The sequence below is a fragment of the Hymenobacter glaciei genome, assembly GCF_039539585.1.
GTDB classification, from domain to species: Bacteria; Bacteroidota; Bacteroidia; order Cytophagales; family Hymenobacteraceae; genus Hymenobacter; species Hymenobacter glaciei.
In genome coordinates this window covers 1-20,076 of record NZ_BAABDK010000029.1, presented here as the reverse complement: position 1 = coordinate 20,076, position 20,076 = coordinate 1, and the positions used below count along the sequence as shown (strand labels likewise).

Here is a 20,076-nt window from a genome sequence, read left to right as displayed (position 1 = left end):
TGCTGCACGCGAAATGCCTCGGCTACGCTCGGCATGACGTTCTTCTTTAGCCCTCTCCTCCTACCCGCCCACCCCCGTACCCTCCTACCCCGATAATCGCATGAGCATTCTCCGCGTCGAAAACCTTACTAAAACCTACCCCAGCGCCGGCCAGCCGCTCACGGTGCTGCACGAAGTCAGCTTCGAGCTGGCGGCCGGCGACACGTTTGCCATCGTCGGGCCCTCAGGCTCGGGCAAAACCACGCTCCTGGGCCTTTGTGCCGGCCTCGACCGCGCCACTTCGGGCAGCGTCTGGGTCAATGACATTCAGCTTGATACGCTGAGCGAGGACGAGCGCGCCGCCGTGCGCAACCAGCACGTGGGCTTCATCTTCCAGAACTTCCAGCTGTTGCCCACCCTCACGGCCCTCGAAAACGTGCTGGTGCCGCTGGAACTGCGCGGCCAGCGCGGCGCCACCAAAACGGCCCTGGAACTGCTCGACCGCGTGGGCCTGGCCGCCCGCGCCAACCACTACCCCGCCCAGCTCTCGGGCGGTGAGCAGCAGCGCGTGAGCCTCGCCCGCGCCTTCGCCAACCGCCCCGCCGTGCTCTTCGCCGACGAGCCCACCGGCAACCTCGACCCCGACACCAGCGAACGAGTCGTGAACCTGCTATTCGAGCTTAATCGCGAAGCCGGCACCACCCTCGTGCTGGTGACGCATGACTTAGAACTGGCCGCTAAAACGCAACGCACGCTGCGAATGCGCGGCGGCAAGGTGGTGGAGGAAATGCTGGCTGCCGTCCCGGAAAAACAATAAACGGGTTTCCCCGGCCCCGTGTTCGGCACCCGCGTTTGCGACGAATGGGGGCCACTTTGCAACTTTACACTACGTTTTGGGCAAAACATAGTGAAGACTTGGGCAAAACATCCTGAAGAGTTGGCACCCTTATCCGGACCTTTTGCCCGCAACGATAGCGGCTTTTGCTGCCCTCGAATTATTCTATTTTTTGACTTTCTTCGTGACGCCTTCTTCCACCACTTCCGCTACCGCCTGGCTTTTCCGCATGGCGTGGCGCGACAGCCGCCGCAGCCGGGCGCGGCTGCTGCTCTTCATGGCCAGCATTATCCTGGGAATCGCAGCGCTGGTGGGTATCAATTCCTTTGGCGACAACCTGGCCCGCAGCGTGGCCGAGCAGGCCCGCGAGTTGCTCGGGGCCGACCTTGTGCTCACCGCCAACCATCCCTTCGAACCCGCCCTGGAACCAGCCCTGAGCCAACTGGGCGAGGCCCGTCAGTCGGAAATGGCGTTTGCCTCGCTGGTGCAGTTTCGGCCCGGGCGGGGCGTGCGATTGGCGCAGGTGCGGGCCCGCGAAGGCGGCTTTTACTACGGCGAGTGGCAGGTGCAGCCGCAGGCAGCGGCCGCGCAGTTTGGGCAGGCGGGCAACCCAGCGGGCGCGCTGGTTGACGAGGCACTGCTAGCCCAGTTCGGCGTGAAAATCGGCGATTCGGTGCAGGTGGGGCGCGTGGTGCTGCCCATCGTGGGGCGGGTGCTGAAAACGCCGGGGCAGTCGGGCGTAAGTTCGGCGGTGGCCCCGGCCGTGTTTATTCCGCTGGCGCAGGTGGCGGCCACCGGGCTGGTGCAGCCGGGCAGCCGGGTGCAGTACCGCCGGTCTTACCGCTTTGCGCCGGGCGCTAACGTGGCCGCCGTCATCAAGCCGCTGCAAACCCGGCTCGACAAGGCCGAAATCGACTCCGAAACCGTGGCCGGCCGCCAGCAAAGCATGGGCCGCGTCTTCGCCGACCTCACCCGCTACCTTGGGTTGGTAGCCTTTGTGGCGCTGCTACTGGGCTGCGTGGGCGTAGCCAGCGCCGTGAACCTGTACGTGCGCGAAAAGCTGGCCGCCGTGGCCGTGCTGCGCTGCCTGGGAGCCAGTGGCCGGCAGGCGTTGCTCATTTACCTCATCCAAACCGCCGGGCTGGGGCTGGTGGGCGCGCTAATCGGCGCGGCGCTCGGCGCGGCGGTGCAAACCCTGCTGCCCCGCGTGCTGGGCGATTTTTTGCCCGTGAGCATTAGCGTGAGCGTGTCGTGGCCTGCTATTGCCACCGGCCTGCTCACGGGGCTGCTGATGGCGGTGCTTTTTGCGCTGCTGCCGCTACTGAGCATCAGAAGGGTGTCGCCGTTGCGAGTGCTGCGGGTGGCGTTTGAGGACGACACCGCTACGCCCGACCCGGTGCGCGGCCTTGTGGTAGGCATTATTGCCCTCTTTGTGCTGGCCTTCGCCTATGGCCAAACGCGCGACTGGAAGCTGACGCTGGGCTTCGGCGCGGGGCTGCTGGCGGCGTTTGGCGCGCTGGCCGGCCTGGGCCGCCTGCTGATTGCGGGCGTGCGGCGCTTCTTCCCGGCCGGCTGGGGCTACGTGTGGCGGCAGGGCCTGGCCAACCTCTACCGGCCCCAGAACCAGACCCTCACGCTGGTGACATCCATCGGGCTGGGCACCTTTCTGCTGGCCACGCTTTTCCTCACCCAGGCCCTTTTGCTGAGCCGGGTGCGGGTATCCGAGCGCGGCCGGCAGCCCAACCTGGTACTGTTCGATATTCAGCCCGAGCAGCGCGCCGGCGTCGAGGCCCTGCTGAAAGCCCAAAACCTGCCCATGATGCAGCGCGTGCCCATCGTGACCATGCGGCTGGCGGCTATCAACGGCACAACGGTGTCCGAAATCAAGAAGGATACAGCCCGCGGCATTCCGGCCTGGGCTCTTACCCGCGAGTACCGCGTAACGTACCGCGACACCCTGAGCCGGGCCGAGAAGCTCTCGGCCGGCACCGCCCCACTCCTTGGCTCCGACGGCATCGCGCGCATTTCGGTGGAGGACGGCTACCTGGGCCGTGTGAAATTGAAGCTGGGCGACACGCTCGATTTCAATGTGCAGGGCTCGCCGCTGCGCACCATCGTGGGCGGCACCCGTTCGGTCGAGTTGGGCCAGGTGCAGCCCAGCTTTCTGGTGCTGTTTCCGAAGGGCGTACTGGAGCAGGCCCCGCAGTTTTGGGTGGAAGTAACCCGCACGCCCAACCCGGCGGCGCTGGCTGGCGTGCAGCAGGAATTGCTGCGGCAGTTTCCCAACGTGTCGGCCATCGACCTGGGCCTCATTCTGGCGACCCTCGACGACATCATCGACAAGGTATCCTTCGTCATTCGCTTCATGGCCGGGTTCAGCATCCTCACCGGCTTGCTGGTGCTCAGCAGCTCCGTGGTTATCAGCCGCTACCAGCGGGTGCGCGAAAGCGTGCTGCTGCGCACGCTGGGCGCCAGCCGCGCCCAGATTCTGCGGATTACGCTGGTCGAATATGGGCTGCTCGGGCTGCTGGCGGCGCTGGCCGGCATCGGGCTAGCGGTACTGGCAGCCTGGGCGCTGGCCGTGTTGGTATTTGAGGCCAGCTTCGGGCCGGCAGTGCTGCCGCTGCTGGGTCTGGCGGCACTTGTCACAGCGCTCACGGCCGGCATCGGCCTGCTCAATAGCCGCGACGTGCTGCGGCGCTCGCCGCTGGAGGTGCTGCGGGCCGAGGGGTGATTTCAATCCCCCCCCCGGCATTCACTGGCGCGGGTTTAGCGCAGATTTCAGTCGGGTATACCCGGCCATTCAATGAGCCGCCTCATGGGAAACAATCTAACGGACTGGCACACCAATTTGGAATCTACCCCAAGAGGTGCACTGCGCTTAACGCTTGTGAATTGGGCATTTAGCACGGGTATTTATGCCCACAAATGAGCGGGCAAAGGGCTTCTAAAGCCCATCTGACAGCTTCGAATCCATCCGTAACATTAGCATCACATTGTGTTAACTACCAAGACATGTATAATTACGCCCTTTGTGCCAGCATTATCGTTTCATGAACAAATTATTATTTAGCCTGCTGTTGCTACTGGCCACGCAGGTCCGGGGCCAGGCTCCCGATACGGTGTATCGGCCCCCGGTCGCTACCAAAAAGTGGTTTGAAACGTTCGCCATCCGGGGATACGTGCAGAGCCGCTACAACCGCCTGCTCGAAACTAACCCCGACCTAAGCTGCGAGCAATGCGACCGGTCATGGGGCAACAACGGCGGGTTTTCGCTCCGGCGCATTCGCATTATCTTCTTCGGCCAGCTGCACGAGCGGATATATTTCTACATTCAGCCCGATTTTGCCAGCAGCCTGAGCGGCAGCTCTTCCCTAAATACCGCGCTGATGCGCGATGCCTATGTTGATGTGGGCCTCGACAAGGCCAGCCAGTTCCGGGTGCGGCTGGGCCAGAGCAAGATTCCGTTCGGGTTCGAAAACATGCAGTCGAGCCAGAATCGCCTGCCCCTGGACCGTAGCGACGGCATCAACAGCGCTTTTTCTAACGAGCGCGACCTGGGGGCCTTTCTGTACTGGGCGCCCACGGCCGTGCGCCACCGCTTCGGCCAGCTGGTGAAGGATGGCCTGAAAGGCTCCGGCGACTACGGCGTGGTGGGCCTGGGCGCCTTCAACGGCCAGACTGCCAATCGCCCCGAACTCAACAACCAGCGTCACCTGGTGGCCCGCGTCAGCTACCCGCTGCCCCTGGGCCGGCAAATTATCGAGCCCGGCATCCAGGCCTACACCGGCGACTACGTGGTGAACCGCGACCAGCTCTCGGCCGGCGTGAAGCACCGTTCCGACCTGAGCTACCCCGACCAGCGCATGGCCGCCACTTTCGTGCTTTACCCCCAGCCCTTTGGCGTGCAGGCCGAATACAACGTAGGCCGCGGCCCCGAATTCAACCCCGGCACCGACAGCATCGAAACCCAGCGGCTGCACGGTGGCTACCTCCTGCTCAACTACCGACTGCGCTACCAGCAGCAGCAGTTCTTCCCGTTTGTGCGGGTGCAGTACTACGATGGCGGCAAGAAGCACGAGCGCGATGCCCGCAGCTACACCGTGCGCGAGGCCGAGCTGGGCGTGGAGTGGCAGCCCCTCAACAGCTTCGAGCTGGTAGCCATGTACACGCTCTCGTCGCGCCGCTTCGAGGATTTCCAGCGCCCCGACAACCAGCAGCGCGGCGGCCTGCTGCGCCTCCAGGCCCAGCTTAATTTTTAAGCGCGGGCTCTTCCCGGCCTTGGCCTGCTCAATGGCCGCGGCGTGCTGCGCCGCTCGCCGCTGGAGGTGCTGCGCGCGGAGGACTGAGGCGGACCGGGTTTATCCTATAAAGTCAGCTATACCGGTAAGCTGCGGGGCTTTTCCTGGCCGCTACGCACCCTACCTTCGAGTCAACCAACGACTTGCGTTGGGACATGTGTATTCTCTGTACTTTACTCTATGTCCGCGTTCATAGGTTTCACCAAACGGCTTTCCATCGTGCTGCTGTTCGCGGCCGGCACGGTGCGGGCGCAGCAACTTACCATCGTGCACGCCAACGTGGTAGATGTGGAAACGGGCAACATCCGGCCCAATATGACGGTGGTAATTGCCGGCAAACGCATCGCCCGGGTGAGTCCATCAGCCAGCGTCAACCCGCGGGCCGGGAAGGTCATCGACGCCACCGGCCAATACCTGATTCCCGGGCTGTGGGACATGCACACGCACGTCTACTTCGACGGGACGGCAGCAGCCGGCACCGACCTGATTCTGCCCCTGTTCGTGGCCAACGGCGTCACGGGCATTCGCGACATGGGCAGCGAGCTCGAAGCGGTACTCAAAGCCCGGGCCGATGTCGCCGCGCACCGGTTGGTGGGGCCGCGCATGGTGGTGAGCGGGCCCATGCTCGACGGGCCTAAGTCGCCCTACAAAGCTTCCATAGCCATTGCTACGGCAGAAGATGGCCGTAAAGCCGTCGACCAGCTCAAAGCGCGGGGCGTTGATTTTATCAAGGTGCAGTCGCTGGTGCCCCGCGAAGCTTATTTTGCCATCGCGGCCGAAGCCAAAAAGGTAGGCCTCGCGATAGATGGACACGTGCCCGACGCCGTGCGGGCCACCGAAGCCCTGACCGCCGGACAACGTTCCTTCGAGCATCTGATTGGCATTTTCGAAGCCAGCTCGACGGCCGAAGATGCTTACGTAGCAGCGGGCCAGGAGAAATCGCCCGGCCGGCTGCTGGCCACCTACAACGCTGCCCGCGAAGCCGCCATCATCCGGACGCTGGCGGCGCACCCGAAGGTATGGCAATGCCCCACCCTGTTCTGGGAGCGGGGCCAGTGGCTGGTCGATTCTATTGCTTGGCGCCAGGACCCCGACCTGACCTACGCGGGCGGCACCTGGGTGGCGCAGCGCTGGCCCAAGGCGCAAACCAACATCGCCCGCACCCTCGATACGGAACCACTGCCGGTGCGCGCCCGCTTCGTCACCCACGAACTGGAACTCGTGCGGAAGCTGCACGCCGCCCACGTCGGCTTCCTGGCCGGCACCGACACGCCGGCCGGCGTCGACCTGATTCCCGGAGCCAGCCTGCACCTCGAGCTGCAGCGCTTCGTGGCGGCCGGCTTCACTCCCCTCGAGGCCTTGCAAACCGCTACCCTGAACCCGGCGAAATTTTTCAACCGGCAGCAGGATTTTGGCTCCGTGCAGGCGGGCCGACTGGCCGACCTGGTGCTGCTCAGCGCCAACCCCCTAACGGATATTGCCAACACCCAGCGCATTGTGGGGGTGTTGGCCGATGGGCAATATCTCTCGCAACAAGACCTACTGGCACTGCGGAAGCAGTTGCAGCAAGTGGCTATTGGGAAGTAGTAAGGGGCGGTTACTGGTGCGAGGGCAACGACTTTTGCAGCGGCTGCATCGGACTGCTAAACCGGTCAAATTCGGCATCGTATGGTTGTAGAGACGCGACCCTTCGCGTCTCCCGTCAGCACGACAATCGTTCACGCGCCGAGACGCGATGGGTCGCGTCTCTACAGCCAAAACGGCGTTTGCGGAATCGTGGGGGCCCCCATCGTTCAACCCCGCGCCGGAAGTATATTTGGGCATAATCCCTCCCTACTATGCGTAAGTCCATTCTATTCGTTGCAAGTCTACTGAACCAGTTGCCCGCGCTGGCCCAGCAAAGCCCCAAAAAGCCGCTCGACCATTCCGTTTATGACAAATGGGAAAGTGTCATCAACCAAAAAATCAGCAACAACGGCAAGTACGTGCTCTACCAGGTGCGGCCCCAGCAGGGCGATGGCACGCTCTACCTGAAAACCTTCGACAACCGCCCACTCGCCAGCATCAGCCGGGGCGACTCGGCCGCGTTTTCGGCGGATTCGAAGTTTGCGGTGTTCCCCATCAAGCCGCCGTATGCGCTGGTGCGGCAGGCCAAAATAAAGAAGAAAAAGCCCGACGACATGCCCAAGGATTCGCTGGGCGTGTACGCCTTCGAAACCGGCAAGCTCACGAAATACCCCAACGTGAAATCGTGGCAGCTGGCCGAGAAAGCGTCGGTGCTGGCCTTCCTGGGCAACAAGCCGGTGCTGAAAGACGCCAAAGCCAAAGCCCCGGCCGATACGCTGAAGAAGCTCACCGACGGCCTGCTCGACGCCAACAAAGCCGGTGCGCCCCTCACCGTGCTCAACCTGCTGACGAGCAAAAGCCGCGAGTTTACATCCGTCACCGATTACCAGCTGAGCAAGCCGGGCAACCGCGTGGCCTTCGCCGTGCTGGCCCCCAAGAACAGCAAGGACGTGCGCTCGGGCCTGTTTGCGGTTGAGGTCGCTTCGGGCTCGCTTAAGCAGCTGAGCAGCGGCAAGGGAACTTACAAGAACCTGGCGTTTGACGACGCGGGCAAGCAGCTGGCTTTCGCGGCCGAGAAGCACCCGGAAAAGGCGCTGGTGAAGCCGTTCAGCCTGTACTACGCCAACTTCCTCGCTGACTCGGCCGCCATCGTGATGCGGCCCGGCGACAAAGCGCTGAAGGCGAACTGGTCGCCGAGCGGCTTTGGCAAAATCGTGTTCAGTGAGAACGGCGAGAAGCTATTTTTTGGCACCGCGCCCAACCCACTGCCGCAGGATACCACGCTGGTGGACTTCGAGCACGCCAAGCTCGATATCTGGAACTACAAGGACGATTACCTGCAGCCCATGCAGCTGAAAACACTGAAGAAGGACCTGCAGCGCAACTACCTGGCCGTCATCTACCCGAAGCAGGCCAACAAGTTCGTGCAGCTGGAGGATGAGTACCTGCGCGACTCCTACCTGGCCGACAACACCAACGCCGAGTACGTGCTGGCCACCACCGACACCGCCAAGCGCGTGTCGCTGCAGTGGGAAGGCAACACCCGTAAGCAGGCTTATCTGGTGTCGACGCGCACCGGCCAGCGTATTTCCATCAACCCGAAAGCCTCCAAAAGCCGCTTCCAGATTTCGCCCCACGGCGACTACGCCCTGTGGTACGACGACGCGGCCAAGGCCTGGTTTGCCTACTCGGTGGCCACCCGCCAAACCGTGAATTTGACCCAGAAAACCGGCGTGTCCTTCGCCGACGAGGAGAACGACTCACCCACCGACCCCGAGCCCTACGGCGTGGCCGCCTGGACGAAGAACGACGAAGCTGTGCTGCTCTACGACCGGTACGATATCTGGAAAATCAACCCCAAAACTGGCCTCGCCAGCAACTTCACCGCCGGCCTGGGCCGCCAGCAGAAGCTGCGCTTCCGCTACCACCTGCCGGTGGATAAGCTGAAATTCATCGAGCCCAAGGATGAGCTGCTGCTGCTTACCCAAAACGACGTGACCAAAGAGTGGGGCTACTTCCGCAAGCCCATCGCCAGCACCCAAGCCCCCGAGCGCCTGGCCCTCGCCCCCCTAGCCTACTCGAACGTGGCGCGGGCCGAAAACGCCCGCCGCTATATCTACACCAAATCGAGCGTGAGCCAGCCGGCCGATGTGTACGTGAGCGCCGACCTGCAAAAGGAAACCAAGCTCAGCGCCATCAACGCCCAGCAGAAGGACTACAACTGGTTCACGGCCGAGCTCGTGCACTGGACCACGCCGCAGGGCCACGCCGCCACCGGCGTGCTCTACAAGCCCGAAAACTTCGACCCTACCAAGAAGTACCCGATGATTTCGTACTTCTATGAGAAGCTGTCGGACGGCATTTTCCGCTACCAGGCCCCTGCGCCGTCGCCCTCAAAGCTGGATATTGCCATGTTTGCCAGCAACGGCTACCTCGTGTTCACGCCCGACATCAGCTATACCGTGGGCGAGCCCGGCCCCTCGGCCGTGGAGTACGTGAACTCGGGTGTAGAGGCGCTGAAGAAAAACCCCTGGGTGGATGGCGAGCACCTGGGCATTCAGGGCCAGAGTTGGGGCGGCTACCAGGTGGCCTACCTCATCACCCAAACCAACATGTACGCCGCCGCCTGGGCGGGCGCGCCCGTCGTGAACATGACCTCGGCCTACGGCGGCATCCGCTGGGAATCGGGCATGAGCCGGCAGTTCCAGTACGAGCGCACCCAGAGCCGCATCGGCGGCACCCTCTGGGAAAAACCCGAAGCCTACATCCGCAACTCGCCGCTGTTCTCGCTGCCCAAGGTGCAAACCCCGGTGGTCATCATGTCGAACGACGCCGACGGAGCCGTGCCGTGGTACCAGGGCATCGAGATGTTCACCGACCTGCGCCGCCTGAACAAGCCCGTGTGGCTGCTGCAATACAACGGCGAGGCCCACAACCTCGTGAGGCGCGAAAACCGCAAAGACATTTCCATCCGCGAGCTGCAGTTCTTCGACCATTACCTCAAAGGCCAGCCCGCCCCCGTGTGGCTCTCTACCGGCGTGCCCGCCGTAGAAAAAGGCCGCAATTGGGGCCTCGAAACATCGAAGGGCAGTGGGATGTAGACCCAGCAAAACAGCAGAAAAGGCCCGTTTCCCATTCGGAAGCGGGCCTTTTGCATTGTTTAAGTAGGGGTTCAGCAGTAATTCGGCATTGGCCCGGTCCGACCGCCCTAGGCGGTCCGACCGGTTGAAGCACCACCGGTTTTGCCCGAACGACAACCGGTCGGACCGCCTAGGGCGGTCGGACCGGGCCGGGCGATGACCCAATTAACTCAAAACGTGGCAGGCCAGGCAACAAGCGCATCCTTCGCAACCACCGCAACGGGCATTAGCAGGAGTCGCGGGAGCGCCACCACCATTGGAAGCGCTTCAACCTAGCGAAGTCATTTCGCATCACCCTATCATTGTATTCAATTTTACCTTTTCTGCAGTTGATGAAAGGTGACTGATGCTTTTTTGATGAGTGACTATTTCAGACTCTTTGTGGCGCGTCGCATCCGTTTCAACTGGAAAACCGGGGCGTTCCTGATTGCCATTTTTACGGTTAGTCGGTTTGTCCTGGTGCTGTACGCCAACGCCACCAAAAGCTACCAGGCGGTTCCGTACATTTTCGGGGCGATGCTGGCGCTGCCTTTGATACTGCTGGCCCGGCCCGGCCGCCAAAAAATCGGGTTGGTCTGGCCCACACGCTGGTGGGGGGTGCTGCTGGGCGCGTTGCTGGGCATCGCAAGCTGCGCGGCCCTTTTCTATCTTACGGTATTCTTTTTTGGCTTCGGCGAGGGCAACAGCCTGGTGTACATAGCCAGAAGCTACGCCAATTTGCCCAGCGTGCTGAATGAGCACAACCGCCTCACCTATTTCCTGATTTATGCGGGCATCAGCATGGGGTTCAGCCCCCTCGGCGAAGAGGTTTTTTACCGGGGATTGATTCACGAATGCTTTGCGCAAAGCGTGGGCAACCGGAAGGCTGCACTGGTCGACAGCGCCGCGTTTGCGTTGGTGCACGTAGCGCATTTCGGCCTGGTTTATTCCGGGCACGGCTGGCACTTGCTGGCCGGGCCGACCCTGCTCTGGGTCGCGGGCCTGTTCATCACCTGCCTGTTGTTTTCGGTTGCCCGGGCAAAGAGTGGGTCGATAGTCGGGGCCGTGGTGGCGCACGCGCTGTTCAACCTGACCATGAACTACTGTATATTCTACCGTATACTCTGAGTCTGCGCAGGCATTGCGGCCCGAGCCACGGCGCCCAGACCACACCAATCGCACCCGAAGCTGGCTTTTATACCCTGCCGGCGTGGCTGCGGCGCGCTGCTGCCCGGGTGTACCCGCGGCGTGTTGGAGGCGCCATTGGCAATTGCCCACTCTACCGGCAAGCGCAGGGCCAGCCCCACTGCACGCATGCAAACCAGCCATTCGGAGGTGCCCGCAAGTTGTTTGCCTACAAGCCTGGCCTTTGGAACTCCCGCCGCGAAGGGCAACAAGGCAAGCCGTTACGCTACCAGCCTGTTTATGCGCCCCAGCTCAACACGAGCGGTGCCTCCGACGGCTCTTTCCCGGCACCCAAACTTTTAGTGTGGCGCTGGCTTTGCGCATGCTTTCTTGGTGCGCTGCTTACAGGGACGGGGACGGATACGGGGCCTGGCAACGTTGCCGGCAACGATTGCACAAATTAATAGGGGAATTTGCTATTGGATTTAGACGCGTGGATTTACCTTCAATCCATCGTTGCTAAGCTAGCCCGACACTTCCCAGCGCTGCTTAAGCGCCTGGCCTTGTGCCGGCACCACTCCCCAACCAGTGGGCAAGGTTCTGCCTCCTTGCTGCTCCGTTCCGCGCTTTCCACCTGCCACCGGTGTGGCAGTCATTTTCCACATCCCAATTCCCACAACGATGAAAACATCCGCATTCCTGGCCACCCTGGTGGCCTGCACCGGTATGCTCGGCGGTTGCGACCGCAGCAACCCCGCCCCCACCACCGAAAACGTGTCTGGCGCCGTCGCCACGGCCGATGTCGAAGCCACTTGTGTGGCCCCGGGCTGGGCCTCGCAGAACGGCGGCACCACCGGCGGCGGTACCGCCACTCCCACCATCGTCACGACGTACGACCAGCTCAAGGCCGCCATCACCAACACGGCGGTGAAGGTGGTGCAGGTCAACGGCACGATTACCATTCCGTCGGGCGGGCGCATTTCCTTCCAGGACCAGACCAGCAAGACGGTATTCGGCTCGACCGGGGCCAAGCTGGCGACGACCGACCAGACGGCGGCCGGCTCGGGCATCTTCTACGTGAAGCGCTGCAAAAACCTCGTCATCCGCAACCTCATCTTCGACGGGCCCGGCGCGTACGACGTGAACGGGCAGGACGATTGCACCATCGACGCCTGCACCAACGTGTGGGTGGACCACTGCGAGTTCCGCGACGGGCTCGACGGCAACCTGGACATCAAGAACACATCGAGCTACATCACCGTTTCCTGGACCAAGTTCGCCTACCTGAAAGCCCCGCGCGCCGGCGGCTCCGGCGGCTCCAACGACCACCGCTTCTCGAACCTCATCGGCTCGTCCGACGACGCAACCGCCGACCGGGGCAAACTCAACATCACCTTCGCCCGGTGCTGGTGGGCGCCGGGCTGCGTGGCCCGCATGCCGCGGGTGCGCTTCGGCAAGGTGCAGGTAGTGAACAGCCTGTTCAACAGCGCCAACAGTACCTCCGGCGTGCAGGCCGGTTTCGAAGCCAACCTCCTAGTGCAGAACAACGTGTTTGAAAACGTGAACCGGCCCATCGACTTGATGGCCAACAATTCCACGGCCGTGCAGGTCACCGGCAATACGTTCACGGGCACAACCGGCAACACCGCCGGCAACGGCAAAACGGCCTTCACGCCCCCGTACACCCTGTCACTGCTCAGCGCCTCCAGCGTGAAGGCAGCGGTGACGGGCACTTCGGGTGCCGGGGCCACCGTGGGGGGCAATACTTGCGCGCACAGCGGCATTTAGCCGGCTCCTGCCGCCCCGTGGCGCAGCCTGGCAGCCTGGGAACCAGTTATCTGCCGAGAGCAGGCCGAAACATTCCCCTGCTGGTACGGCCCGGCTCGCGGCAGCACAGCCAGCTGCCCAACGCAACGAGCCCGGGCATAGCCCAGCACCAGGCCGGCAGTGGGTTGATACGGCACACAAAAGGCCCGTTTCCGGACTGGAAACGGGCCTTTTGTGCGATAGAAAACCCAGCGCCGGGCTACGCCACGGGCTTGGTGCACTTGGCCTTGCGCGCTGGCTTCTTGCGCTCGCACTGGCGCACCCCACCGTCCACCTCATACTCCGAGCCGTCGGCCCAGAGCTTGGATTTCACGCCGCTCATGGCACGGGAGGTCCAGTTGCGTAAATCCGTTCCCTGCTTTTTGAGTTGATTGAGCAGGTCATCGGCCACATTTAGGGCTTTTTAGGGCCTTGTTGTAGTCGCTCAGCGTTTTGGCGGCATCCGCGATGTGGGTAGCGCCGGATGCCACGGAAACGGTTTCGCCCAGGTCCAGCCTGGGGCCGATGGCAGCCAGTCCGCCAGGACGGGCCTGGGCTTTGGTAACGGGGTAGGCACTCGGGGCTTTGTAGGCCGTGAGGCCGGTAGAATGAGGGTGATGGAAAGGTCTCCCCGCAATATGCCGGTATTCTATAGCTCTGCTTATCACACTGTTGTTTGTTTGGCCTCTACAACCGCCGCGACGGCGGCAGTTGCTTCCAAGTCCGAATTTCTTCTGCTGGCAGCAGGTAGCGCACGGCGGCAACTCCTGAGACAACTCGTGCCATTTGCCCCCATAGCGCAGGGCGTTCGCACAGTTCGCGCATCAGCAATAAATGCGACGGCAGAGATGCCCATGCGCCATCCGGCACGGCACTCGGATGGCCTCGGCCAAGTGGTTTCTAAACCTGCTCAATTCGTTCTCGGATGCATCGTACCACTAGGTGCTACCCAATTGCCACGTCTTGCTGAAGCTGCCAACTCTGAGGTGCTTCCAACCCGGCAATTTCGCATGGCAGAGAAATGGTGAACTGCGTAAACCGCCCTTCTTTCGACGCCACGGTCAGGGTGCCGCCGTGCGTTTGGGTCACAATGCCATAGCTCAGCGACAAGCCCAGTCCGGTGCCTTCGCCCGGCGGCTTGGTGGTAAAAAACGGCTGAAATATTTTGGCCAGCAGCTTTTTAGGAATACCCGTTCCGTTGTCGCGCACCCGGATTTCCACCGCCTGGCCCGACGCCGCGCGGCGGGTACTCACCACCACCGTGGGCTCGTAGCCCGCCGGCTCACCGCCCGAAACGGCCGCCAATGCCCGCTGGCGCACGGCATACAAGGCGTTGGCGCACACATTGAGCAGCACCCGGCTCAGGTCCTGCGCCACCACCGGCACCGGGCCAAGCTCCGGGTCGAGGCGGGTGTGTAAGTAGGCCCGAAAAGCGTGGTCGCTACCGCACAGGTTTTGGTAAGCCAGCATCAGCGCCTCTTCTACCAGCGCGTTGAGGTCGGTGGGAAGCCGCGGGGCAGCACCATTGCGCGAGTGCTCCAGCATGGTCTTCACAATGGACGACGCCCGCTGGCCGTGCTGCCGAATTTTTTCCTGGTTGAGCTGCACATCCGCGGCCAGGTTTTCCAGAGCGGTGCGGTCCAGCACCGGACGGCTTACCTCGGCCAGCAACTCCGCGGCCAGCTCCGCGCTGGCGCCCGCAAAGTTGGCGACGAAGTTGAGGGGGTTTTGCAGCTCGTGGGCAATGCCGGCGGTGAGCTCGCCCAGGAAAGCTAGCTTCTCACGCCGCATCAATTGGTCCTGGGCCGTTTTAAGGTCGGCCAGGGCCGTGCGCAAGGCGTCGCGGTGGGCTGCCAGGTTCTTGCTCCAGGTATAGAGCTGCTGGTTGGCCTGCTGCTTCAGGCGGTTGTTGCGCCAGAGCAGCAGCAGCAGCGGCACGGCCGCCAGCAGCGCCGCACCCAGGCCAAGCTGGCGGCGCTGGGCGGCGGCCAGCCGCTGCTGGTCGGCGAGCTCATCTTCGCGCATTCGTTCGCGGAGGTCCAAGGCCTGCACCTGGGCCATCTTGGCCAGGCCAAACAGGTTTTCGCGCGTGGCACTGGCCAGGGTCAGGTACCGGAAGGCGGCGGCATTATTGCCCCGAGCCGCATAGGCCGTGGCTAAAAATTGGCTGGCCTGGAGAATGCCCTTCGGGTAGCGCCCCTGCTGCCCGGCCGCCAATGCCTGTTTGGCAAAGTGCAGGGCCGAGTCGGCGCGGGCCCCGCCCAGGCGCTCAAACAGGCGGGCCTGGCCCAGATAAGCCCGGCACAAGGCAAAGGTGACGTGCCCAATTTGGGCTCGCCGGATGCTGTGGCGGTAATAGACCTGGGCCACCTGTGGGTTGCCCAAGGCGGCATATACGTTGCCCAGCATGGCGGCATCACCCATTTCGCTGGTCAGGTCGTGCTCGCGCGCATCCATCGCAAAGCCCTGCTTCAGGTAGAAAAGCGCCGAATCCAGCTGCTGCAGCTGCTCGTACACATTGCCAATGTTGCCCATTACCCGGGTGAGGAGCTTGACGTTCCCGCTTTTTTCGGCCACGACTTTGGCCCGAAAAAAATACGCCAGCGCCGGGCGGCTGTTGCCCTGCTCCCAGTACAGGTAGCCCAGCGCGTTGAGGGCCCGGCCCTGCAACGCCGGGTCGCGCAAAGCTTCGGCCAGCCGCAAGCCCTGCAGCCCGATTTGCAGCGCCGCCGGGTAATTGCCGGCCTCCCGGAACCCAGAGCCCAGCCGCACCAGCGCCCACCCCTCGCCCCGCCGAAACCGCAACTCCTGGGCCAGCTGCAGTGCCTGCTTGCCGTAACCGATGGTCGCCAGCGGGTCAGTCTGGGTGAGCTCATAAGCCAGCTCGTTGAGCAGCAACACCCGGACTGTATCGACTGAGGCCGTCCTCAACGCAAACCTAAGGCTGTCGACCCGGCCCGGCGAATGGGCCAGGTGCCCAAAGGCGGGCGCCAGCCACCACAAAAAAAGAGCGCAAAACGTAGTCATCGCGAAAAGCTGAAGCACTCGGATGGAAAACTTATCACCGTCACCAAGAGCCCGGCAAAAACAGTGGTGTTCCGTGCTTGGCCGCGAACACCTGCTACCGTCCTTGTTCAGACCTGCCCCCACTCCGAAGCCGTCTGTAGCAGTCCCAATGCCGACCAGTAGCCGTCAGCCACTATAAATATACCGATTTTTAAATGAATAATTATGACAACACCAAATTGGGAACTGTTGGTTCACTGCAGTTATACCAAGCTTTGCTAGCGCGATTCCGCACCTACTAGTGCAACAGTTGCGCCGGGTGCCAGATGCAGTTGGGCTACGCAGGGCGCTGGCCGACACACGTGGAGATTATCTTCTGGTTAGGCAGTGCAGGGGTGGCTTTCCCCACTTCGGGCCATTGCCACCGCCGCAACGGGCAGTGGCGGGGGCCGCTGGAGGTGCGGTAGCTGTGGTGCACACAGTTTTTATTCTTCAATAAAACTAACTTCTACCCGACGACTATTGGCTTGGGCTTTTTCATCCTGCTTATTTATCATAATACTTCCACCATTATCGCCCAAGCATAGCATCTGGCTGCGTGGTATACCCCGGCCTGTGAGATAATACATCACCGTTAAAGCACGCCGCAAAGAGAGTTGATAGTTGTGACTGCGCGTGCCAGTATTATCTGTAAAACCTTGAATCTGCAACTTGCCCGGATGCGCCACAACATAACGGGCAAAGCCATCTAGTCTATCGCGTTCTGTAGATGTTATCGCATATTCATCTACCCCGAACGTGACAGAAGCAGTAGGTAAAACAGGAGGCATCAATGTAGTCGACACAGGCTTTATTACTTGTCCGAAAATGCTGTCCCAGTTCATAGTTCGGCTTAGGTCGCGGTATTCAGCAAAGCCAGGTTCCGTTTTATCTTTTTCGCTACGCAACGAACCTTGTTCCAAGAAAACGCCTGAATCAAAAATATCATCTCCCACATCGCCAAGAACCATTTTTAAGTGGTAAAGCTGCCAAGGCTTTACATAAGCTGAAGCTGTAAGCACTCGCGTAAAGCCGTCGTATTCCACATTATTTACCAAAACCTGATTCAGTTTTTTCTTCTCACCAGGAAGCGTAAAAAAACCAAGTGGTGAATCATTCTTTTTATTGAATAAATTATTCCACCATCGGCGCAGAAAAAAGATTCGCGGCCGTTGTGCAATGTTTTTGAGTAGTCCGTAATTTAAGAAATAGTCGTTATTAACGTACAACTCTGGCCGCCGTCGAAGATTGACGGAATTTACCGCTACGCGTGCCGTACTCCTTGGTAGCAAAGCCATGTTCTTACGCTTGACTTTAGGACCAGTCAGCATAAATACAAAGGCGTCATTGAATGTTGAACCGACATATTCGTTGTATTCCTCCGAAGCAAAGCAGTAGCGAAAAGATGCTGAATTATGAGAAGGCACGAAGTCGAATTCTAGAATAACTTGGTCGTAAACCCGACAATGACATTCGCGGGCCAAGTCTTTATCAGGACGAAACTTTTGCTGCATATCGGCCGCAATTCCGCTTGTTCCGGGAGAGATATTGGCACGAGCCACAGAATCCACGTTTCCTGTTGAAAGCAGTAGCCCGCCTTTCATGCCAATGATGCTGGTGTCGCTGGCAAAGTAGCCGAGACTAGTGCGCAGGCCTGTCAGCTTCACGTTGCCAATGCGTACGCCTTGGCCTACCAAAACATTATCAACTACAGAATCAATAGAAGATGTAGACTCAATTCGCATCCGTGATTGGGAGAACGCAGCAGTATGCAAGAACAAGCAGATAGCTACCAGTAGCAGGAGAATTTGGTACATAGCGTAAAGGAAAGTGTGATATTTTGGATTACGTTATTCCGATAGTCAATATTGCGTGCACTCTCAACCCCACCCGTCCCGGCCGTACCTTTGCGGCCTATGAACTTGTTATCCGCCGAGAACATCTCGAAGAATTACGCCGACCGCTGGCTGTTTCAAAACCTCAACTTTGGCCTGCAACTGGGCCAGCGCGTGGCCTTTGTGGGCATCAACGGCACCGGCAAAACCACGCTGCTGCGCGTACTGGCCGGCCTCGAAACCCCTGACACCGGCTTGGTGAGCTCCCGCAAGGGCATCCGCGTGACATACCTGGGCCAGAACCCCGTGTTCGACGAAAGCCTGAGCGTGGAAGAAACCATCTTCGCCAGCCAGAACGACACGCTTAAGGCCATCCAGGAGTACGAGCACGTCGTAAACGACCCCGACCACAAATCCGACGACCTCCAGCGCGTGCTCGAACGCATGGACGCCCTCAACGCCTGGGACTACGAAGCCCAGGTGCAGCAGATACTCGGCAAACTGGGCATTCTCGGCGAGCTGCTCACGCGCAACGTCAGCCAGCTCTCGGGCGGGCAGCGCAAGCGCGTGGCCCTGGCCCGCGTGCTCATCGAAGAGCCCGACGTACTGCTGCTCGACGAGCCCACCAACCACCTCGACCTGGCCACCATCGAGTGGCTCGAAAACCGCCTGAACTCGCCCAATCTCACCCTACTCATGGTGACCCACGACCGGTATTTCCTGGACAAAGTGGCCAATGAAATCGTGGAGCTCGACAAGGGTACCATGTACCGCTACCAGGGCAACTACGCCTATTTCGTGGAGAAAAAGGCCGACCGCGAAATGCGCGAAACCGTGGAAGTGGAAAAGGCCCGCCAGCTCTTCAAAAAGGAGCTCGACTGGATGCGCCGCATGCCCCAGGCCCGTGGCACCAAGCAAAAAGCCCGCATCGACGCCTTTTACGTCACCAAGGAAAAGGCCAGCACCAACCTCACCAAGCAGCAAATTGAGCTGAGCGTGAAAACCACCCGCCAGGGTGGTAAAATCATCGAAGCCGACAGCTTGAACAAGAAATTCGGCGACAACGTGGTACTCGACGATTTCAGCTACGTCTTCAAAAAGAAGGACCGTATTGGCCTCGTGGGTCCCAACGGCGCAGGCAAGTCCACGCTGCTCAACATGCTCACCGGCAAGCTGAAGCCCGATTCCGGCACCATCGACGTGGGCACGAACACCGTGTTCGGCTACTACACCCAAACCGAGCTGGAATTCGACCCCACGCAGCGCGTAATCGACATTGTGAAGGAAGTGGCCGAAGTGGTGGAGCTGGCCAACGGCGACGTACTCACCGCCAGCCAGTTCCTCAACCTGTTCCTGTTCCCGCCGGCTCAGCAGTACACATTGGTAAACAAGCTGAGCGGCGGCGAAAAGCGGCGCCTGCAGCTACTGCGCGTCCTCATCAAAAACCCCAACTTCCTCATTCTTGACGAGCCAACCAACGACTTGGACTTGGCCACGCTCAACATCCTGGAAGACTTCCTGCTGCACTTCACCGGCTGCCTGCTCATCGTGAGCCACGACCGGTACTTCCTCGACCACCTCGCCGAGCACCTCTTCGTGCTCGAACCCGGCGGGGCCGTCCTCAACTTCCCTGGCAACTACACCGACTACCGCGAGTACCTCGAAGAGCGCGAAGCCGAAGCCGCCATCGTCGAAGAAGAAAAAGCCGCCAAAGCTGCCCGCGCCGCCGCCAAGCTGGCCGCGCCCGTAGCCGTGAGCACGGCCGTAGCCCCTACGCCCCAAAAGCGCCGCGCCACCTTCGCTGAAAAGAAGGAATACGAGCAGCTCGAAAAAGCCATGGCCACGCTGGAAACGGAGAAGGAAGAAATCACCGCCAAGCTGAATGGCGGCGCAGGTAGCCCACAGGACTTTGCCGCCTGGGGTGCGCGGTTGTCAGCTATCGAAAAAGAGCTAGGCGAGAAGGAAGAACGGTGGCTGGAACTGGCAGAATTGGGGTAGTCAATCTTGTTGCTATTTTAAATAAACAGGCCGCCCCGAAACAATCGGGGCGGCCTGTTTTGGTTACTACCCGTGAGCAATGCTTTTTACTTAGAAGACTTGACTTCGAGCTTAATCATGCCATTGTACCTGCGCAAGCCATTGGTTTGAGGTAGCAAGCTCCAACCTTCTCCCAGTGCATAACTCCAGGTTTTGCTCTTCTCTAAATCGAAAGATGGGCGCAGGATATAACCCGATGGAAAATATTCATCCAAAGAATGTTTGTCATAACGGACTTCCATCTCACCAAATTCCATGGCGACGAACAAGTCTCCCTTGGGAACAATAATGTCGTAGCCGCTTAAATCCCATGTACACCACCCATTTCCTTTTGGAAAAACACAAACAACATTTTCCTTTAACAGCTGATGTTACGCAGTATTTTTCCGATTTAAATACGCTTTTCGATGGCCTGCACGCTGGATTTA

At 60.7% G+C, this 20,076-nt stretch carries 12 protein-coding genes; 8 read left to right on the top strand and 4 right to left on the bottom strand.

Features of this window, described 5'->3' with window-relative positions; genetic code table 11:
- Positions 1-100 precede the first annotated feature (100 nt).
- The 7 genes from ABD837_RS17955 (at position 101) to ABD837_RS17925 (ending at position 12,713) form a co-directional block, all read left to right on the top strand.
- Positions 101-796, top strand: coding sequence for an ABC transporter ATP-binding protein (locus ABD837_RS17955; RefSeq protein ID WP_345057229.1), 696 nt, complete (start codon positions 101-103; stop codon positions 794-796).
- A 202-nt stretch (positions 797-998) separates the two neighbouring features.
- Complete coding sequence (locus tag ABD837_RS17950) at positions 999-3,548, top strand: ABC transporter permease (protein WP_345057227.1); 2,550 nt, start codon at positions 999-1,001, stop codon at positions 3,546-3,548.
- A gap of 319 nt (positions 3,549-3,867) precedes the next feature.
- Positions 3,868-5,076: a porin gene (locus tag ABD837_RS17945; protein WP_345057225.1), complete on the top strand. Its 1,209-nt coding sequence runs from the start codon at positions 3,868-3,870 to the stop codon at positions 5,074-5,076.
- Between the two features lie 219 nt (positions 5,077-5,295).
- Positions 5,296-6,702, top strand: a complete 1,407-nt coding sequence (locus ABD837_RS17940) for an amidohydrolase family protein (protein ID WP_345057223.1) — start codon at positions 5,296-5,298, stop codon at positions 6,700-6,702.
- A gap of 251 nt (positions 6,703-6,953) precedes the next feature.
- Entirely contained in the window at positions 6,954-9,782 is a 2,829-nt protein-coding gene (locus ABD837_RS17935; RefSeq protein WP_345057221.1) for an alpha/beta hydrolase family protein, read from the top strand.
- Positions 9,783-10,178: 396 nt separating this feature from the next.
- Positions 10,179-10,928, top strand: coding sequence for a CPBP family intramembrane glutamic endopeptidase (locus ABD837_RS17930; RefSeq protein ID WP_345057219.1), 750 nt, complete (start codon positions 10,179-10,181; stop codon positions 10,926-10,928).
- A 678-nt stretch (positions 10,929-11,606) separates the two neighbouring features.
- Entirely contained in the window at positions 11,607-12,713 is a 1,107-nt protein-coding gene (locus tag ABD837_RS17925; protein ID WP_345057217.1) for a pectate lyase family protein, read from the top strand.
- Between the two features lie 238 nt (positions 12,714-12,951).
- On the opposite strand, the gene ABD837_RS17920 is transcribed toward ABD837_RS17925, so the two are convergent.
- The 3 genes from ABD837_RS17920 to ABD837_RS17910 all read right to left on the bottom strand — a co-directional run bounded on the left by ABD837_RS17920 (position 12,952) and on the right by ABD837_RS17910 (position 17,593).
- Positions 12,952-13,143, bottom strand: a complete 192-nt coding sequence (locus ABD837_RS17920) for a hypothetical protein (protein ID WP_345057215.1) — start codon at positions 13,141-13,143, stop codon at positions 12,952-12,954.
- A 533-nt stretch (positions 13,144-13,676) separates the two neighbouring features.
- Positions 13,677-15,758: a tetratricopeptide repeat-containing sensor histidine kinase gene (locus ABD837_RS17915; RefSeq protein ID WP_345057213.1), complete on the bottom strand. Its 2,082-nt coding sequence runs from the start codon at positions 15,756-15,758 to the stop codon at positions 13,677-13,679.
- 464 nt (positions 15,759-16,222) lie between these two features.
- Positions 16,223-17,593: a choice-of-anchor L domain-containing protein gene (locus tag ABD837_RS17910; protein WP_345057211.1), complete on the bottom strand. Its 1,371-nt coding sequence runs from the start codon at positions 17,591-17,593 to the stop codon at positions 16,223-16,225.
- 99 nt (positions 17,594-17,692) lie between these two features.
- Here ABD837_RS17910 and abc-f point away from each other — a divergent pair, with 99 nt between their 5' ends.
- Positions 17,693-19,609, top strand: coding sequence for a ribosomal protection-like ABC-F family protein (gene abc-f, locus ABD837_RS17905; protein WP_345057209.1), 1,917 nt, complete (start codon positions 17,693-17,695; stop codon positions 19,607-19,609).
- An 86-nt stretch (positions 19,610-19,695) separates the two neighbouring features.
- On the opposite strand, the gene ABD837_RS17900 is transcribed toward abc-f, so the two are convergent.
- Positions 19,696-19,905 (bottom strand): hypothetical protein, encoded by a 210-nt coding sequence (locus ABD837_RS17900; RefSeq protein WP_345057206.1) that lies wholly within the window; start codon positions 19,903-19,905, stop codon positions 19,696-19,698.
- Positions 19,906-20,076 lie beyond the last annotated feature (171 nt).